14 protein-coding genes and 1 pseudogene are annotated in these 17,801 nt (G+C 59.1%); 10 read left to right on the top strand and 5 right to left on the bottom strand.

Annotated elements, in window-relative coordinates:
- Window positions 1-5: 5 nt before the first annotated feature.
- Together ACQ5J0_RS14040 and ACQ5J0_RS14045 are read left to right on the top strand one after the other, a co-directional pair.
- On the top strand, window positions 6-1,028 hold the full coding sequence (locus ACQ5J0_RS14040) for a hypothetical protein (protein WP_462568189.1): 1,023 nt from the start codon (window positions 6-8) through the stop codon (window positions 1,026-1,028).
- Between the two features lie 291 nt (window positions 1,029-1,319).
- Complete coding sequence (locus tag ACQ5J0_RS14045) at window positions 1,320-1,937, top strand: 3'-5' exonuclease family protein (protein ID WP_462568190.1); 618 nt, start codon at window positions 1,320-1,322, stop codon at window positions 1,935-1,937.
- 189 nt (window positions 1,938-2,126) lie between these two features.
- Here ACQ5J0_RS14045 and ACQ5J0_RS14050 read toward each other — a convergent pair whose 3' ends face one another.
- The 3 genes from ACQ5J0_RS14050 to ACQ5J0_RS14060 all read right to left on the bottom strand — a co-directional run bounded on the left by ACQ5J0_RS14050 (window position 2,127) and on the right by ACQ5J0_RS14060 (window position 4,297).
- Window positions 2,127-2,555 (bottom strand): hypothetical protein, encoded by a 429-nt coding sequence (locus ACQ5J0_RS14050; protein ID WP_462568192.1) that lies wholly within the window; start codon window positions 2,553-2,555, stop codon window positions 2,127-2,129.
- A complete protein-coding gene (locus ACQ5J0_RS14055; protein ID WP_462568193.1) occupies window positions 2,555-3,379 on the bottom strand; it encodes a hypothetical protein in 825 nt (274 codons plus the stop codon). Before ACQ5J0_RS14055 ends, ACQ5J0_RS14050 begins: the two co-directional genes overlap by 1 nt.
- 549 nt (window positions 3,380-3,928) lie before the next feature.
- Complete coding sequence (locus ACQ5J0_RS14060) at window positions 3,929-4,297, bottom strand: chorismate mutase (protein ID WP_462568194.1); 369 nt, start codon at window positions 4,295-4,297, stop codon at window positions 3,929-3,931.
- A gap of 193 nt (window positions 4,298-4,490) precedes the next feature.
- On the opposite strand from ACQ5J0_RS14060, the pseudogene ACQ5J0_RS14065 reads away from it, so the two are divergent.
- A pseudogene (locus ACQ5J0_RS14065) lies at window positions 4,491-4,713 on the top strand (5-aminolevulinate synthase); the annotation flags it as partial.
- Window positions 4,714-4,733: 20 nt separating this feature from the next.
- Here ACQ5J0_RS14065 and mcrC read toward each other — a convergent pair.
- The gene (mcrC, locus tag ACQ5J0_RS14070; protein WP_462568196.1) at window positions 4,734-5,762 is read right to left on the bottom strand and encodes a 5-methylcytosine-specific restriction endonuclease system specificity protein McrC; all 1,029 of its coding nucleotides are present in this window, start codon (window positions 5,760-5,762) and stop codon (window positions 4,734-4,736) included.
- An 81-nt stretch (window positions 5,763-5,843) separates the two neighbouring features.
- On the bottom strand, window positions 5,844-8,057 hold the full coding sequence (locus tag ACQ5J0_RS14075) for an McrB family protein (protein ID WP_462568198.1): 2,214 nt from the start codon (window positions 8,055-8,057) through the stop codon (window positions 5,844-5,846).
- A 325-nt stretch (window positions 8,058-8,382) separates the two neighbouring features.
- Here ACQ5J0_RS14075 and ACQ5J0_RS14080 point away from each other — a divergent pair, with 325 nt between their 5' ends.
- The 7 genes from ACQ5J0_RS14080 (at window position 8,383) to ACQ5J0_RS14110 (ending at window position 17,580) form a co-directional block, all read left to right on the top strand.
- Entirely contained in the window at window positions 8,383-9,009 is a 627-nt protein-coding gene (locus ACQ5J0_RS14080) for a trimeric intracellular cation channel family protein (protein WP_462568199.1), read from the top strand.
- 428 nt (window positions 9,010-9,437) lie between these two features.
- Window positions 9,438-10,928, top strand: coding sequence for a hypothetical protein (locus ACQ5J0_RS14085; RefSeq protein ID WP_462568200.1), 1,491 nt, complete (start codon window positions 9,438-9,440; stop codon window positions 10,926-10,928).
- A gap of 678 nt (window positions 10,929-11,606) precedes the next feature.
- The gene (locus tag ACQ5J0_RS14090; protein ID WP_462568201.1) at window positions 11,607-12,125 is read left to right on the top strand and encodes a hypothetical protein; all 519 of its coding nucleotides are present in this window, start codon (window positions 11,607-11,609) and stop codon (window positions 12,123-12,125) included.
- 73 nt (window positions 12,126-12,198) lie between these two features.
- The gene (locus tag ACQ5J0_RS14095; RefSeq protein WP_462568202.1) at window positions 12,199-13,116 is read left to right on the top strand and encodes a hypothetical protein; all 918 of its coding nucleotides are present in this window, start codon (window positions 12,199-12,201) and stop codon (window positions 13,114-13,116) included.
- A gap of 374 nt (window positions 13,117-13,490) precedes the next feature.
- On the top strand, window positions 13,491-14,864 hold the full coding sequence (locus ACQ5J0_RS14100; protein WP_462568203.1) for a site-specific integrase: 1,374 nt from the start codon (window positions 13,491-13,493) through the stop codon (window positions 14,862-14,864).
- On the top strand, window positions 14,861-17,170 hold the full coding sequence (locus ACQ5J0_RS14105; RefSeq protein WP_462568204.1) for a hypothetical protein: 2,310 nt from the start codon (window positions 14,861-14,863) through the stop codon (window positions 17,168-17,170). Before ACQ5J0_RS14100 ends, ACQ5J0_RS14105 begins: the two co-directional genes overlap by 4 nt.
- On the top strand, window positions 17,167-17,580 hold the full coding sequence (locus ACQ5J0_RS14110) for a hypothetical protein (RefSeq protein WP_462568205.1): 414 nt from the start codon (window positions 17,167-17,169) through the stop codon (window positions 17,578-17,580). The genes ACQ5J0_RS14105 and ACQ5J0_RS14110 overlap by 4 nt, the downstream gene beginning before the upstream one ends.
- Window positions 17,581-17,801: the final 221 nt, after the last annotated feature.

Here is a 17,801-nt window from a genome sequence, read left to right on the forward strand (position 1 = left end):
AATAGATGTATACGAACTACAAACTCAACCGAGATCGCAAGCTACTCGTAGCTGCCTTCAACGATGCCGCTGCGAGCCGCCGGCTCGATATCCCGCAGATCACCTCTAGGCGGGTCACGATCGACACCGAGAGCGAAAGCACAGCGCTGGTGGAGATCACATTGCCGGTGAGCAAAAAGGTCAGGCTCACCTTCCGGGGCGATCTGAACATCCGCCAAAACGATAGCGAAAGTGTCCGAACCGCCGCGCTGGCGCTACTCGCGACGGTCGAGAATACGTTCGCACGATCCAGCGCCATCCTTGCCCTAAACGGGGAGGTAGGTCGTGCCGTCCAGGTAGCACAGCAAGCGATGGCTAAAGAGTGGAGCGGATACTCGCATCCCGTCATCGCCGTGGAACCAAGCCCGATCCATGTCGGTACCGTGCCAGAAGACTCGATCGATGTCGTCCTTCGCGATTGGGATGAATTCCTCGAACCTGTGAATTACGTCTTCCAAGTGCGGGATGCGAGCGAAGCCGCACGCCTTTACGCCAAGCACGCAAACCGGCGCGTGCTCGTCGGAATGAGGGCGGAATCGGTGAGGACCGCGGGAGCCAGCGGATTGATCGCAGAGAGCGCGCTTACCATGCTAGAGAACGCCGGTCTCTTCGCAGAGGAAATTTACGATAGGCTGCTCACCTGCGGCGAGGAGGGTCTCACCTTGCAAACCGAAGCAGGAAATCTTCGCTTGTATTACAGCGGCGGCCTCGTGACCTGTCAGGTTCAGATCAGCGAGGGCATCTGCCTCGATGACAGTGACCTGCATTTTGCGCATCGTCCAGACTGGCTGGACGATGCTCGAGAGTACGACAGGATCGGCGATTTCGTCGAACTGTCCGGGATCGATCCAGATGCCCACATCGTCAGCATCATCAAGAGCAGCGACTCTGCGATCATCGGCCTAGATGACGATGAATTGCATTTCTGGGGAGGCGCCGCTGCCGCGAGAGCAGAACAGGACCAGATGTTGAAGCGGATCGCAGCGTAGCGGGCTTTGGCCTCCGTGCGGACCGTCGGCAGCCCGTCGAAAGCGCTAAAAGATCGTTGATCATGTTGTCAGCAAAGAGGCGGCAGACGGGGTCCTGCCGCCTTTTTGCATCCAATCAACGTAACCAGAGAACGGCGGGCGTAGCCTTCGTCACTTGGTAGGGGGAAAACGCCCTCCAGAGTCCAGACGGCTCAATCCAGGCAACCGCTGGCGATCAACAAGATCCCACCAGTCAGATGCCAAAGTCAGGCCGGAATTCCCTCAACTTCCCCAGCCACATGGAGACCTCGCATGAGCTCTTTTCCCGATCTACTTGTACTCGACCTCGAGGCAGTACCCGAACGCCCACGATCGAGTGGCAATCAGCTCAGCTCACGCGATCTCCACCATCCGTCGCGATCAGTCCTAGGCGTGGCCAGTTGTCTTGAGGTCGCACATGGAGGGAAGAATGTTAAGCTGACCTCATGGGAAGGCGACGAGACCAAGATCCTGTCTGGAATCGATAATCTTCTCGCAAAGCATCCGGGCCACGAACTCGTCACTTTCAATGGCACCCACTTCGACGTGCCACTTCTACGGATCCGAGCGGTGGTAAACCACCTCTTCGAACTTCGAAGCATCGGTTCGCTATGGGGGCGAACTCACCGCGACGTAATAAAGCTCTTCGCTCCGCCACTCTCACTGGCTGGATGCAGCGATCTGCTCGGGCTCGATGTCGATGAGCGGACACTCACCCGGCGCCAGAAATGCGAAGCGGATGTCGTGCGCACCTGCCTCGTTTGGCTCCACTTCTCCGCCCTCACCCGCTCCGATCAGACCCACCTGCATTCGACCTGGCAAACATTGGCCCAAACCCTGGAGGGAACTGCGTTCCCTCATCTTCAACCTTTGTTCGACGGGTTGAAATAGCCAGAACCTAGCTCCCGCCGGACATTCCAGCATACACTTTAGGCTGCACCACATCGGCCTGTGTACCAGTGAGGCGGATAGCAGCCGCATCTGGTGTCGATGGCCGCTGAATTCAGGGTCTAAGAAGCTACATTTGCGCTATCCGACCTCCGGGCCCGGGCCGGCTCACACCAGGTAGATCCGTAGGAACTAACTGGTCGCCGGGGCTTCGTAGATGTCTCGCCGCCGCAGTCTCTCCAGATCGTACACAACTCCTGGATACCAAGGTTTCCTCTGCGGAACCGGCTCTTCGTACCGATCGGCAATTTCCCGCCTGATCCGCCATGACGCTACTCTTCCCTCTTCGTCGGTCTTTGACCAGGCCCATAGGCTGACGAGCCAATAGGTTGGATAAGGAAGCAATGCTACTAGCACCGCCGCATAGGCGAGCAGGCTTGGTGAACCACTGACAGCAGAATGAGCAGCGAGAGCCAGCGCGCTGCCTACGGCGACGATTACGCCCGTAGCTATCGGACGCAGAACGGTCACTGCGATAAGGTGAGGAAGGCCATAAAGGACGTTCGCAAGAGCCACAAAGGAGAACACGCCAATACAAACGAGGGCGAACAGGTCCGCCATCAGACTTCCTCCTCCACGCTCGCAAATTCTTCAATGAGCGCCTTGGAAACGTTGTGCACGTTGAAGTTGGCAATGTGGGTGCCGGAGATGGCTACGACACCGCCAACCAGTTCCTTGTCAAAATGCTGATAGGACTTGGGTGGCTCCTGCGCCCGCTCCTTGTTCAATCGCCAAGGCTCCGCCGGCGGTACAGCCTCTCCTACCTTGTACACGAAGCGCTCCGGCCTTGACAGCGCCACGGACAGAACACCGCCATCGGAACCCTGCCTGATATCGACGATCGGCCCCATATAGGCCAATCCGAAACCATCAGCTCCCGTCGTTGTGAAAACGTGTCCGATCGGGAGATAGCCGTTTTCAGCAGGTCTGATCACATGCTGGAACAACCAGCCATGTCCGCCCAAATCCAGTGGCTCGACAAGCAGGTCGAAAGGATCGCGCGAGACGAAACCAATCACCGCAAGAACCTCCAGCACAAATACCGCGCAAAGAGCGAAGGCGGTCTGCCCCTCCAGAGCGCGCCCGCTGCTCACGAGTTCGAACAGTCCCGTGATCGGATTGCGCAGGACCGGCTCCAGCGTCTCATTTTGCCATATCGAACCCAATTCGATGGCGAGCGCTAGGGCCAGTTCCACAAGCATGAAGGCTAGGAAGTGAACCAGTAGCGACAGGCAGATCGCAATCACCAGGGTCCGAACGGATGTAAGCGGCTGCTCGGGCCGACGAACCCCGGCCAAGCCAGACTTCTGGTTGAAGGCCGCAACCGCGACGAGGCCTGGAAGAAGGATGCAGACGCTGGCGAAGAAGCCCAGCGTAAACGACACGATCAGCTAGCCTGAGGTGAATTCGAGCGATCTGCCGCGGACGCAGAGGCTCCATCGTGCTCAGCATCGGCATTGGTTGCGCGAGCGGCACGCGAGTTTCGGCGCTGAGCCTGGAGCTCGATGAGCTTCATATAACCGCCTACCCTGCGCGCTGCGCGGCCTGCCTGCCTCTGCTCCTTGACGGTCATGATACTAGCCATGAACACAGGATAGGCAATGAGATCGCGATTGTCCATGTCGCCAGGACAGGGAAATCGCCCACTTACCCGGAAGAGAGATCTGCTTACTCCCTTCCCGTAGGCGCGGGGCCGAAGAAGTAGCCGCGTGGCCTGATGAACTTTGAGGACGCATACCACTCCTAGACCTCTTCCGGTTCCTCCGCATCGCCTCCATACCAGAGTATGGTGGTGAGCATTTCAGCCGTTCTCCTTCTCCTCAATCAATTTCATGTTGATTGCCTTGCGTCCTGGCTTACCAGGCGTCCGCGCAGCCTGCCAGCTGCACTCCTCGAACGTCTGCTGCGTTGACCGGGGCCAAGGCACAGTGGTCTTAGGCTTCCGTCGCGGTCTGGTGCTTCTGAAAAGCCTGATGCTCGACGTTGATGAAAGCCGCTATCATTGCGCGATATGCAGCCTCCGCAACGTTGGGCTCTAATCCAGCCTCTTCGGAAATAGCCCGAATTTTGGTTATGACTTGTTCAACTCGCTTCGGGGCTTCCACATCGGCGGAGGAGGTTTTGAATTTAGCGGCCTGATGAACGTACGTGCCACGTTCTGCCAAAAGTTTGATGATTTCTCGATCAAGCCGGTCGATGTTTGATCGAACGTCGTCCAAGGAACTCACATCCATTTTAGCTCCATCAGGTTGGCATAGTCGACGGCGAAACAGCGCCATGTCGAGCCTGTCGCGTAGCGTCAAGCCGCGCGCTTCTTTGCCGAGAATTTCCCCGACTTAGTTCCCGACCATCACCTTCCATACGCTCGCTGGCGCCTCGAATGTTCGCCGCTCGCCTCCCCGCGGTGCGAACACAATTTCGATATCGCTGACCTCAACCGGGACGTGGAAGCGAACGCGTCCACGGACGCGGTGATCCGAGATCAAGCGCATGTTTGTGAATTACGGACGGGCCTTCAAGCAAGCGTTCGAAAGGGTTCGTGCCGTGGGCCGCGATCGCGTGTTCATCAGACATCATGCGCAACAAGGGCGCCTACCCAAGTGCGTGCTGCTTCCTTGTTCACAACGGCTCCAAACTAATCGCTTTGTGGTGTTTCAACGACTATCTCGCGATGGGCGAGCATCCTAAGGTGATCAGGGCGATAGGAGCCGCGCAACACTCCTCGTTGTTAAACCGTATTCAACCGTCTCGCACCACGTCGAGCAAAGCCTTCCGGAGTTCGGTCGATGGAAGCGATAGGTCCACCGTGACGAATCGCAGGCGATGGCCCTGAATGGTAACAGCCTCGTCCATCACTTCATCAACAGCGGGGTAGAGCAGGACGCCTTCGGCGGCGTCCGCCAAATCGTCCCCCGCCCCAGCTTGGGAACGGAGGTATGCATAAAGCTGGTAGATATGGCCGCTGTCGAAGCCGACACCTCCATAACGGCGGGGCTTGAGCGCGTTTGTGAACTTCGTATCGACAATGATGCGCCGGGATCCGCGTTGCAGCACAATGTCGACAGCCATAGAGGGAAGGCGGTTACTCATTCCGTCGGTCGCGTGCTCGACCTGCCAATTGAGCGACTTCTGGGCATTGATCCGCCACCCGTCGCGGCCGTGCAGCTCGTGGCGATATAAGCCCGCAACAGCCTTTTCGAAGATGACCCGAAGCAAGGCCTCGCCTTTCTGCAACCTCGTCGAGGGGGAGTTACCGGAAGCCTCTCCGGGCAGCACCAAGTCCAAGGCGAGCCGAGCGGCGGTCACCATCAACCTGTCATCGGAATCGTGACGAGCGATCTGGTCTCGCGAAGTCTCGGCTGGCGAGGGTTTACCTGCTGCGACACCTACCGCCGCAAGTTGGCCAGCCAGCCGCCGGCAGTCGGACGCTACACGGGCATCGCGAACGTGGCGCGACATCTGCTCCAGCGCCGCCCTCACCAGCCTGTTGCGCGGGGTATCCTGCGTCTGCTCCTGGTAGCGACACATCACTCTGCCGCGGCTCAGCAGCATGCCAGACTCCGTTTCCAGCCAATCGATGCGGCCGCGGACGCGGGAGAGCGCCTCTCGCCGATCAACGTAGCCGCTAGACAAACTGCGTCTGAGTCGTCGCTCCACGACGACCACGAGCAGACGGGCCAGCAGGTCGGGTAGCTCGGTGTCGTCATCGACTCCCGTGTCGAGCGCTTCTCCGAAATCGGCAAGGTTGGAGGCGTAGACGAGCAGCATCCAAAGGTTTCGGATGGGGATGCCGACATGGCTACGCCACGTCGCACCAGGTTCCGACACGGTCGCGCCGACCATCATCCCCTAGAAGCCGACCCGCAGCTTCTCGATCTGACCTTCCGCCTCTTCGGGTCTGTCGTACCAATACTCGCGCAAGAGCGGCCCAATCTCAGTCTCAACGGTTTCTTGGAACCAATGCCGCCAGTCCTCCTCAGCGGGCCCCGGCGCCGCGAGCGGAGTCACAAAGCTATGGCCGACGCGGAACTGATCGCCAAGCGCGCGATCCGCAGCGACGACGTCGTTCAGGCCGCCCATCCGCTCTGCGATCGAGTCGAGTATCTCTAGAGGACAACCAAGGTCCGCCGCCCAAGCGCGCCACGATTCATTCAGCAGAGGCGACAGCGAAACAAAGGCGAAGCGGCGGCGCAGCGCCATATCGATCAGCGCCAGCGACCGGTCCGCCAAGTTCATCGTGCCGATAATATAGAGGTTGTCGGGAACGTGTACCCGCTCGTCGACCGAACGGGGATAGGTCAATCGCAGCGCCTCATCACTGCGGCGCTTACCGCTCTCGATCAAGGTGAGCATCTCGCCAAGAATCTGGGCTGGGTTACCTCGATTGATCTCCTCGATCACAAGCACGAACGGCCGCTCCGGCTCGTCGAGAGCGGCAGAGATCGCGTCGAGGAACACGCCATCAGCGAGCTGCAGCCCGCCGTTCCCGTCGGGCCGCCAGCCGCGCACGAAGTCTTCATAAGAGAGTGATGGCTGAAACTGCACAGCGGTCAATCGCTCGGGATCGCGGACCCCAAGCACGGCGAAACCGAGACGCTTGGCAAGCCAGGTCTTGCCTGTGCCCGGTGGCCCTTGAAGGATTACGTTCTTCTTTCGTCGAACGAGATCGACGGCGTTCGAAATCGCGTCGCGCGCCATGAAGCAACCGTCGGCAATGATCTCGTCGACGCCATAGGGGACGGACGGCGCCGCAGCCTTCGCCTCCGCCCCGCCCGATGCGGCGGGTTCCCCTGCGGTGCTCTCTTGCGTTGGCGCGATGCGCCAGCGCTCCTCGAAATCGTCGGGCAGCGCCGTGGCATAGTCCTCGCCATCTTCCGTCAAGGCTATCCGGCCACCGCCGGCCCCATCCTCGACCTGAACTAGACCGGCTATTTTCGCCCAAGCGAAGATGTATGATCCAGGCTGCATCGACGTCCAAGTCGGCACCAGATCCTTCAGTTTGGTGGAAATGTCGATCGGGCGCAGCTTCCCAGGCTCGCGTTGGACCATACGGAGCAGGTGGCCCATTCCGAAGACGCGACCGATAAGCGGACCCCTGAGCACGTGGGCGGGCTCGGACGCCGTCAACATTTCCTGGCCGCGCTCCGTCGGCCGATAGGTGCTGCCGTCCAGTCGAAGCAGTCCCAGTCCGCCCATCGCCTGCGAGATCATGTTGCCGGCTGAACTGGCGTTGAGCTGAGTTGCCTCGCCCAAGATCACGCCTACCAGGTCCTCGCGGCTGATCCCGTGTTCGGCCTCGCGGATCATGGCCATGAGCAACGAAACGTTGTCCTTGACGCACGCGAGACTGCGCCGCTGGGCACTCGCGGGAAGCAGCGATAACGCGGGCACGGCGTTAGCCTTTCGGTCGATCGACGGGATCGCGACCGCACCTTCATCAGGCTTATTCGCGATTTCCTCCCAGAGGAACCAGGCGAACATGGATTGCTCTACCTCACCAGTGAGGCCGGTAGCACTACCAAGTGCGTCTCGAATCTTCATCTTTATGGCCGGGTGCTGAGCCATGAAATCACCGGCAAGACGCTGCGCGCCAAGAATGCGCTGGACCGTCCACACGCGAGGAGCGTCCATCAGGCAAGTCATGTCCGACGGGAACATCGCAGCAAGCAACCTTGCAAGCCGCGCCTTGGGGCGACGGGGCGTGTAGCGCGGGTGTACTCGCGTGAGCACACTTTGGTACAGGTCGTCCAATTCCGCCCCGCGACGGTCTAGCGGTAGACCATCTAGCGTGTCGCGCGCTTGAAATAGCAGGCTGGCAAGATCCGCATCATCGTAGGCGCTGACAAGCGTGACCGACTGACCGGGGCCGATGCTCGAAACGGAGGTGTCGTCCCAGAGAGTCTGCTGGAACTGCGGTTGCAACCACGTGTCCTTGTCCGCCTCCTGCACCGTGCGCGCATGCTCGACGTAGGCGTTGCGCCATGTCGACCATTCCATTTCAAGCCTCGTCCGGAATCGTCCCTCGAAGAGCTGCACTAGCTCAGGTGCGGAAATGGCGGTCACGGTTGGCTCCAAACTGATGCTTTTGCTGATCGTCGCCCACCTACCTGTGAGCGGTGGTGCGGAAAAGTCGATGTTGGCTTTATCTCGGGCTTATATCTGACGCGCGGCTGCGCAGGCGCATGAAAGATCGTCGCTTATATGGCAGGCGCTTCATCGGCCGTAGCTGCACCGTTAGCAGGGGCATTTCGTCGGCCAATCCAAATGTAGCTCGAACCGGCCTCGCACTGCTCCCGTGCGCTACCACATCAGCTCCGATCCCACGCAGAGCACGACCCGCTTGGCATGACCGCTTGCCTGACCCGAGTATCATCACCACGGTAGTCCGATGTTCGAAAGCGGCATCCTGATACTCGATTGGCTGGGGATCATCGTCTTCACGGTGAGCGGCGCGTTGGTCGCATCGCGCAACCAGATGGACATAATCGGTTTCGTCCTTCTGGGCACCGTGACGGGCATCGGCGGGGGGACGATCCGCGACCTCCTGCTCGATGCCCACCCGGTTCTCTGGCTTGAGCACCCTGAATACCTCGGAGTGTGCATCCTCGTGTCGGTGATCGTCTTCTTCACGGCACACTTTGCGGCTTCCCGATACAGGATCATCCTGTGGCTAGACGCGATTGGCCTGGCGCTCTTCGCGACCGCCGGGGCGGAAAAGGCGATTGTCATGGGGGAAGGAGCATTGGTCAGCGTGACGATGGGAGTGATCACGGCCTGTTTCGGCGGCATCATCCGGGACGTAATCGGCAAGGAGGACTCGATCATCTTCTCGCACGAGATCTACGTGACGGCAGCCGTGGTCGCCGCCTTCGCCTATGTCGGGCTCGACGCTCTTGGCGCAGCACGCGAACTATCGGTCGTCCTCGCGCTGATCGCGGGCTTTGGCTTGCGTGCCGGTGCGCTGGCATTCGGCTGGTCTTTGCCGCGCTACAAGCCGCGTCCCCCGGCTGCCTGACAGCCACAATCGTTGAAACCGGAGACGGCGATCAGTCGATGCGCAGATGCCCGTCTGCGCTGAGAGCCTTCGGCTGCTCAGGATGCTGCACGTCAGAACGGTCGCTAACGCAGGACCTCGGCCGAAGCCGAAATCGGCTATCATGAGCTTGCGGAATTTCTCTACGGCTATCTTCTTGGGGGACTTATCGTTCTCCTGATCGTAGCGCGAAACCGTTCACAAAAAATGATGCTCGCAATCGGAATAATCCTGTTGATCAGCTTCGGATGAAGCAATGCCGGACAGCGCATCCAAGCTACAGTGGGCGCAGCGCAGGACCAGAGTTACGAGACGGACTTTCATGTAGCGAAAAGCCATCCCCAGAATAGGACTCAACTGCGGAACCCGCGGTCGCTAAAGGCCGAACGATCCCGATACCAGGACATTTCATGATAATCTCCGGCGCAGACGCAGATGCAGAAATCCAACAGGTCAGCCCGGCAGAAATCGTTGATGCCGGCATGGCCAGCTACCCTTATCTCAGTCTCACAGATGAGGATTTTGAGAGGCTAAGCTATGCGCTGGCGAAGAGCTCGGCGCCGCACGGTATGAAGCGAACATGGGACGACGCGGCACTTATGGTGCGCGGAGCCGATGCAGGTCGCGACGTGTTGTTGATGAAGGCGGGCGCTCCGGTCGGGGTGATCCAATGCAAGCGTCTCGAGAGCCAGATGGCTCTTCCCGCCGTGTTCCGCGAGTTCACCAAGCTCATACTCTTCGCAAGCGTGAATGGTGACCTGCATTTCGAGAACGAACTAACTTACGTGCTAGCGCTGGCCAAGGACCCGGCAAGGACAGTGGTCGACTACTTCACACGGCGAGCTGCAGTCGAGCCATCGAAGCAGGCTGCGATCCTTTCCGCTGCGCTCGAGGTGCGTGATACCTACGCTACTCTGGAGAAGTTGGACGACGCGGCCGTAGAACGCCTGGTGTTCAAAGCCCTCCCCAAGCTATCAATAAAGCTTCTCCGACCCGTCGATCTCGACGAGTGGTTGGCGCGCCAAACAGGTGTCGCCGCACGATTCTTCAAGGCGCACATCGTCGTGGACAATCAGTTCGTCACGGATCGGTTAGATGCAGTCGAAGTTCTGGTCCGCGGCCTGACGGGGGCGGTGCAAAAACTCGCCCCTGTGACGGACGAGGATCTTGAGCTGCTCCGCGAGCAGATAGGCGAAACCCCAGAGACGCATCGGCTGAATTTCGGCATCGCCATGGCCTTCGGATTCCCCCCGGAAATGTTCGTCGGGAGGCCCAACCTCGAAAAACGGATCGGCCGCCTGAGGGACGTTCTCGAAGAAGTCAACACTGACTACACCGACTGGGTATTCGGCTTGGTTCGCGACAAAACCGGCGAAATCTGTGCCTCGGCCGACGCGATGTTTGCTCCGATGGTTTCGCGGGCAATCGTCGCCCCCTTCCTCGGCTATGTCGCCAAGGAGTGCCTGGCAGTCGCACTCTCCGGATCAGTGATGTCGGATATAATGGCTCGCCGCGGCAATGCTCCCCTTTTGGAGACCGATGAGGCACGCCTCGAGCAGGCTAACGCGGATATTTCTGCGGAATGGGGTCGTTACCTGATGGGCGACTTCGGCCAGATGGTCGGTGACGCCGAGGATCTGAAACTCAAGCACCTGATGATCGAGCAAGGGCTCGAAGGGCTTACTTCGCAGGCCGATCTCCAAGAGGCACTGGAGATCGGGTCTGACCTTCTGAAGCCAAAGCTGTTCGAGGCCGCAGATTCGATGCGAGCCACATGCAAGCACAAAGTCAGCATCGTTCTGACCGGCACGCGTGGAATCGATAGTGATGCAGGGTTGAAGCGGCTTGTTGATACAGTCCGCGGCCTGGAAGCGCTGAAGGCTGCGGGTGGCGAAAGCTAGACTTTTGCAGTGATGCTCACGTCGGATGATGTAGGGGCAATAGCGCGCGAACGTGAGCTACCCCGCCGAACGGTCAGGCGAGATCAGGTGGCCACGGTTGCCGATCACTTGACCTTGATCGCTCGCCCTAGGCGTGCGGCTGCGATTTGACTGAATTGGCGCATTTGAAAGAAGTGGAACCTTCCTGATCGCTCCAGTGCGGCAGCACCTCGGCTGGACGCCGTCGCCGCCGACGGAGATGTTCCGTCACTGCACAGTCAGCGTCTCCGCATGCACCAAATAGCATCCTACGCTCGGCCATTGCTTTCCGCAGCAGTGAGAATCACGGAACCGCTTCAGGCAAAAACGTGCTGCGCGGTGCCCGCCTGCGCCCGCGACATGTCCCATCCCAACACCGCCCGTTCTCTTCCACACTCAAGTGGGTTGTTCGTGAACTCGGGGCCGGCACCGCTCGAGCAAACCGCCCGATTCCCGCCTTGTAGCCACCGGTAGGCACAAAAGATCCGGGCTCCGAGCGGTAGGCCTGCGGCACGCAGCGGCAAGTTGCTTAAGCCTATGAGAAAAAACAGTTTTGATCGTAACCTTTGGAAAGGAAAAAAGCACTATGCGCGCTCAATGTCTCAGAAAATCTCACCCCTGCTTGCAGCAGCCAGACTCGCCGCAGCTGTGATGACTGGCATGAAACTCGCAACCCCGCTAGCCGGGATGCTCGGGCTCGAGATGACTGGTGACGCTGGTCTGCTCCAGACGTTGACTGATCTCATGCTCTCGACACCGGTCTTCGCGATCGCTGCCATGATCGTCGGTCAATGGATCGGTGAATTCCTCGATGGATATTACTACAGAATCGAGGGAGGGGTAGGTGGCGCTTCCAGGCGCCATCTCATCCGACGCCTCCAATTCACCAAGCTCATCCTGAAGAGGCCCTTCTGGTATCCCAACGAGGATCGCATCGCACGTGAGTTCGAGCGGACCAACCGCGCCCTCGTCGCTGCCGGGATCCAGCCGATCGATGCCGTCGTCGATGAAACGGACGAAGATGCGCTCGCAGCCCAAGAAGACTACATCCAAGCATGTGTTGCGCTCCTAAAGGGACTGAGCGTGAAGAAGACCGCTCTCCTCTCCCCGGCGGTGAAGCGCCGAAGCGTCAGGTTACCGCATGCGTCTCACTCTCTCCCGCAGGCGCAGGAAAGGTAAAAACGTTGAGTCTCGAATTCTATGGCTCCACTATCCCGGCACCTTCGCGAACAGAACCTCTAGGGAACGATCCATGACGACAAGCCGAGAATTTGGAATGATCCTTGGATGCTTGGCGCTGGCCGTTCCAGCTCACGGGCAAGTTCAGGACGGAGAAGCGCCCTCACAGGCGCTTCCTGAGACTGAGATCTTCCTGTTTCAATATGACTCAGCAGCTTCAGGCGATGTGCTGTCGGGCGGGATGAACGTGACCCGGCGACCTGGTTATGACAACCAGCCCTTCTTCACCAACGACGGCGAGACATTCCTCTATTCACGAGGTGACGGCACCCAGACCGATATCTGGGAGTATGACATCGTTACCGGTAGCCATTCCCAGATAACGGCAACCGAGAAGTCCGAATATTCGCCAACGCCCTCACCGGATGATCAGACCATTTCCATGGTCTATGAACGCAACAACTCAATCTGGCATCTCGATCGGCATTCGCCAGATGCTCCCGTCTGGTCCCTGCAACACGCTGGGGTCGAAGAGCCGGTCGGCTACTTCGCCCGCAATCACGAGACCGGCTATATTCTTTTCTGGTCGCGCTATGGCTACAACGTGACCCTCGCCCATGCCGAGAAGCCCGGACACCATTTCGTAGCCGGGCATGCCGTCCCCGCAACGCCGCACGTGATACCCGGTACGGAGCATTTCAGCTTCGTCCACCGACAAACCAATGAGGAGGTCTGGATCAAGGCATTCGACCCCGAAACCAAAGCCGTGTGGCCTCTCACCCAAATCGTCGGCTCGAATGCCAATTACACCTGGGCACCGGATGGATCCGTCCTGCAAGTCGAAGGCACAATTCTGTATATGTGGCGTAGGGGCGGCGACGGATGGAAGGAGATTTCCGATTTGTCCGAACACGGCTTGGCGTCCGCCAGCCGGGTAGCCGTCAGCTCTGACGGAAGGCGAATAGCGGTCGTAGGCCTGCCCACGGAATAGCCCCTTCATCCGCGAAGCACCTCTTTGCGGCCATCCGCTTTTGCTGATGGCCGCCGAACTCCACCACAACAGACCCGTTGTCGAATTCCCCACGACGACTTCTAATCCAATGTGAACTGATCAAACGCGGCGACGCAAGCTAGCTCCCTGCTCCAGACGCCGGCTCGCACAAGGTCGCCCTCTCCACACGAAAAACGCGCCGCATCTTGGGGTTCAAGTACGGCAGGCATGAGCGAGATGATGCGGGAGCCCCTCCCCTCGCGACCCCTCATTTTCTTGGATTTTCCAGACTTTCCTGACGCTCCATAAAAAGCAGTTAGTACCAATTAAGACAATCTAGATAATTGGCAAATAACTGAAATGGAGAGGAAAAAATGAATGAATTCGTAGAAATTGCTCATCCTAAAAACTCGCTCGAGTTTGTTCGCCCGCCTCCACGTCCGCCGGTCACGATAGAGGTACACAAGGCCACCGTGACTCCGGTTGTGGTCCTAAGTGGAAGAGGCGTCTCGAAACCCCTCACGGATGCCGCCAAATTCGCGTGCAGCAGCTATTCCTTAAAGGCGAAGGAGAAGGTCATTCGCTGGCTTCGCTCCTATCTCTCAACCTGGCCCGAAGATGTAAACCTCGCCATCACCGAGCCGTGGGAAAAAGCCACCGCGCGCTTCGAGACGTTCATGACTGGCGAAGGCTGTAAGTTCGCTAATCCCAAGGGGATCTCTCGCGCGAACGGGCTCATGCTGGTCCGCCGAGCCGACCGTGATCTCACCGAACCAAGCATCTTCATCAATGCGCTCGAAGCGTTCTATCGCAATCTTTCCGAGAAGGGACATAGGCGCGCGCCGAACCCTATGCTCGTGAAGGACTGGGAAGCCTACGAACCCAACACGCGCGCAGGGATTATGCGGCGCCAGAACATGCTGCGCAAACACCCGACCTTCCGGGGTGTGCGCTACGTCATGGAGCAGCGCGAGGCGTTCAAGCCGAAACTCTACGATCCGCGCGGCCTGCGCGACCAAATTCTCGAAGCGGGTACCGCTTGGCCTCATGTGGTTCAGACGATCTTCCACGTCATCGCGGACAGCGGTTGCCGCATCAGCGAGCCTCTCCAACTAACTGTGCAGGATTGGTGGGATGGGTCCGAATTCGGCGATGTCATCCGAGCCCCCAACAAGAGCTCAAATGGAAAACGGGTAAAGGACCTATTGCTCTCCTCCGAGACCGTACAAATGATTGAGGAATGCTTCACGGGAAGCGGCGGGGGTTTCGCGCGCCGACCGTCGATGGATGAACTGCGCGAGCTCGTCCACAAACCCTGGTCCGGCAGGATGAAAAACATCCTCCTCTTCGAACGCGATCGTCGAAAGCCGTTCGACGACAAGACCCTGCGCGACACCCATTTCAAGCCAGCCGTCACGAAGGCGCGCATCATCATCACGAACAAGGACGGCGAGGCTGAGTACGCGACGCCGCATTCCCTGCGCCACGCCCGGATAGACGAAGAGATCCGCAAGCTCGATGCGCTCTATCCCGAGCAGGCCCGCTTTCTTTTTGAGTTGGAAGAGTTCGCAAACCACATGCATTGTTCGGTGCAGAACATCCACGACTACGCTGCGAATGCCTTTCGAGAGCGAAGCATCAGATACAGGCGCAAGCTCATGAAGGAGCGCTTCGAAGCAAGCCAAGAGAGCGTCTCAAACGCGGCACCGACCGTGGCTGAACGATTGCTCGCGAGGATGCAAGCGTGATTGCCTCCATAGTCCCGCGGCCCATCCCCGAGCGTCCGATCGTTTCATCGCAGCACCTGCCGGATGGCCGCCTTGAGACGTCATCGGAAAAGAGCATCGACCTCACCGAATACCGGGGCAAGAGGGTCCCAATGACCGTTGAAGGCGTGATCGAGATCACCAACGTCGATCCTGGAAACGCTGCAAGACTATTGGAGCTCGGCATCCTCGGCGGCCATTTGAGCCAAGTGGCGGACATCATCGAGTTCGATCCCGCCCATACGCGCGGTGACATCTACCTGAATTGGGCTCGCAGTGAGCCGAAACCGATCGAGCTGCGTGAGTTCGATCACATTATGGAAGTGCGGGGCCTTCTCCATCTACCGGCAAAGACGCCACATCCGCGTCACTTCGTCGAAGGCGCCTTCGAATTTCTGAAAGACCACGGCTGCGCAACGTTCGAGGAAGCCAAGCAGCTGCTCCACTCTTCCATGGCCAAAGACGACCCCACTAAGGGAATGTTCGCCGATATTTCGGGGTCAAAGCAAAAGAAGGCCTCAACGACCGCCACTCTCAAGATGCTGCGAGCCAAGCTCCCCGCCCCCATCCGGACGATCGCCGGGACAGCCTTGGAGAGGCCGGACACTGAAGAGTCGATCTTCGCCGCGCCTCCGCCCGAAACCGTCGGAGATCTAATCCGGTTTAGCTCCCTAAGAGCGGTTGCCGCGGTGCACGTCCTGCGATTGGCCGCGCGCGTCGTGAACGCGGTCTATCTGCAACGTGTGCTGCTCGGCCTGAGGGAGATCGACGAGAAAATAGAGACCACGAAGAATGCTGCAGGCCTTCCCGTCGAACGAGCAGCCGAACACGTGCTTTGCGAACTCATGAAGACTAGCGTGAGCAAGACGCGCGAGGGGCGAAAGGCCGGCGTATTGCTCAACACCTGGTCCGGGATGATCGAGGACCTGCGGATTCCCATCGCGCAGCTGAAGGACGAGGACGAGAAGATACTGAGATGGCCAAGCACCATCAGCCCCGATAAGTTCGCCGCGAACCGCACCCGCCGACACCTCCATGCGAAGAAATCCCGTGGGGCAAGCAGGCTTCGGACTTCCTCAGGCCTCGCCGACGCACTGCCACAGGTCATACAAGGAATGGACGCGCGCTACCGCGAGATCGAGAACTTGCGCCGACTCGCGCAAGATGCACGCGTCGAATTGGGTAAAAACCACGAACTGGCCTCTGTACCAATCGTCCAGGAAACCGCGGAACTCGACGGCCAAGGATCCCCTACAGGAGCGCTCGCGTTACACCGCTACCGCCTCTGGAAAACCGAGTCGCTGCTCAAGTCGATTATCGATACTCGCGAAAAATCGCCCCAGCACATGTCGCTCCTCTGGCGTGTCTCGAAGGGACGATTTCCGAAGACCATCACGCCCACAATCCTCATTTATGAGGGGAGTTCGGGCAATCCACCGTGGTTCCAGCAGATGTTCGCAGCCGGGTTGTTCAATACGACACGCGTCCTGCCTCTGGAAGTTCGCCAACGACGTTACGAGCTCATCCGGGACATGGGCCTTCCAGCGCATGTCACTCAGAGGCGCGATCTGCTCACCTTCGACCGGAGCGATGCGACGGCGGCCCGAACATTGCTGTGCGAAGGTGTTGTAGCGATACCCATCGAGGAGTTCGCCATTGCCATGCAGCTCGCACACACCGCATTCAGTATCGCGCTGGTGACCGCGGCCCGTGTCGGCGAGATATGCCAGATACGCATCGATGGATCCAACTTCGGTTACGACCAGGACCACGGCCTCGCATACTGGACCGCGCAACCCAAGCAGCAGACCGACGCGATGGATCCGGAACCGCTCACGCGGAACTATCATGTGGATGAACAGACCCTCGCTGCGGTCGTGTCACTCAAACAAACCATGACGGAACTGCTGGGCCCGGATCGCGCCGCGCACCCGGCACGTCCCTCGCAGAACGTGAAAAAGCTCGGTAACGGTCCTTGGCTCTTCCGCAGCGAGGAATCCATGCTCGACCCCGGGGTCATCAAGGCGTTCCTGCATTATTTGTCCGCCGGCATCGCCAACTTTGGCATTCATGACGTGAGAGCCGCCATTGCGAAGTATCGCCACGATCAAGGGGACAGCATGGACGAGATCAGGAGCCTGCTGGGGCATGGAGGTGTATGGGCGACTGAAGGCTACGCACGTCCGACCGAGAAAATGGTCGCCAGAAAGCGCGAGGATCGTCGAGCACTAAGTCAGGCGCAGCGGCGTCTCGCACGTCTCGACGAGATCAGGAGGAGAATGACATGACCGATTTCGCCCACCTGTCTCCTACCCAGCGCAAAACAGCCGAGATCGTGCTGAAGACGCGCGAATGGCTTGAGAGCCAAGACAAGACGGTCGATGCCACGGCGATGGAGGAGGCCAGCAGCCTGTTTCGCAAGCCTGGCCTCTCGCGGGCCCTTCTCTATTCGGCCACATACCGCTCCATCTGGGACGACGGGGACGAGGGCCCTTCCTCCCGTAGCCATCGCAAGGTCAAGCGCCTCGCAAGTGAGAACGCGAAGCTCAAGGAAGATATGGCAAAAGCTCGCCGCGGCTTCGATCAGATCAGGACGAAGCTCGAAGAGCGCGACGAAAGCATACGGGCGCTACGCCAGCAGATCGCCGGCCTCGAGGATGAGAAGCAGGATCTCCTCGCAGGCTTCGTCGATCATTGACGATCTTCCGAGCCGCGCCAGCGCCAGGTCAAACAGTATGGACCGACACATTTCCGAATGTTGAGATTCCGAAGCACGCCACGATTTCCACCGGCAGATCGATGAAGAGGATCCTGCTGCCCGCCGGCCATCGCTCCTGAAAGCAAGTGACCGAGCAGAACTCGCCAGCACCCGGATAGAGAGTTCCGACAAGAGCCGCGATCGATGGTCGCGGACACCAT

This window comes from Qipengyuania sp. SM2512 (assembly GCF_054954005.1).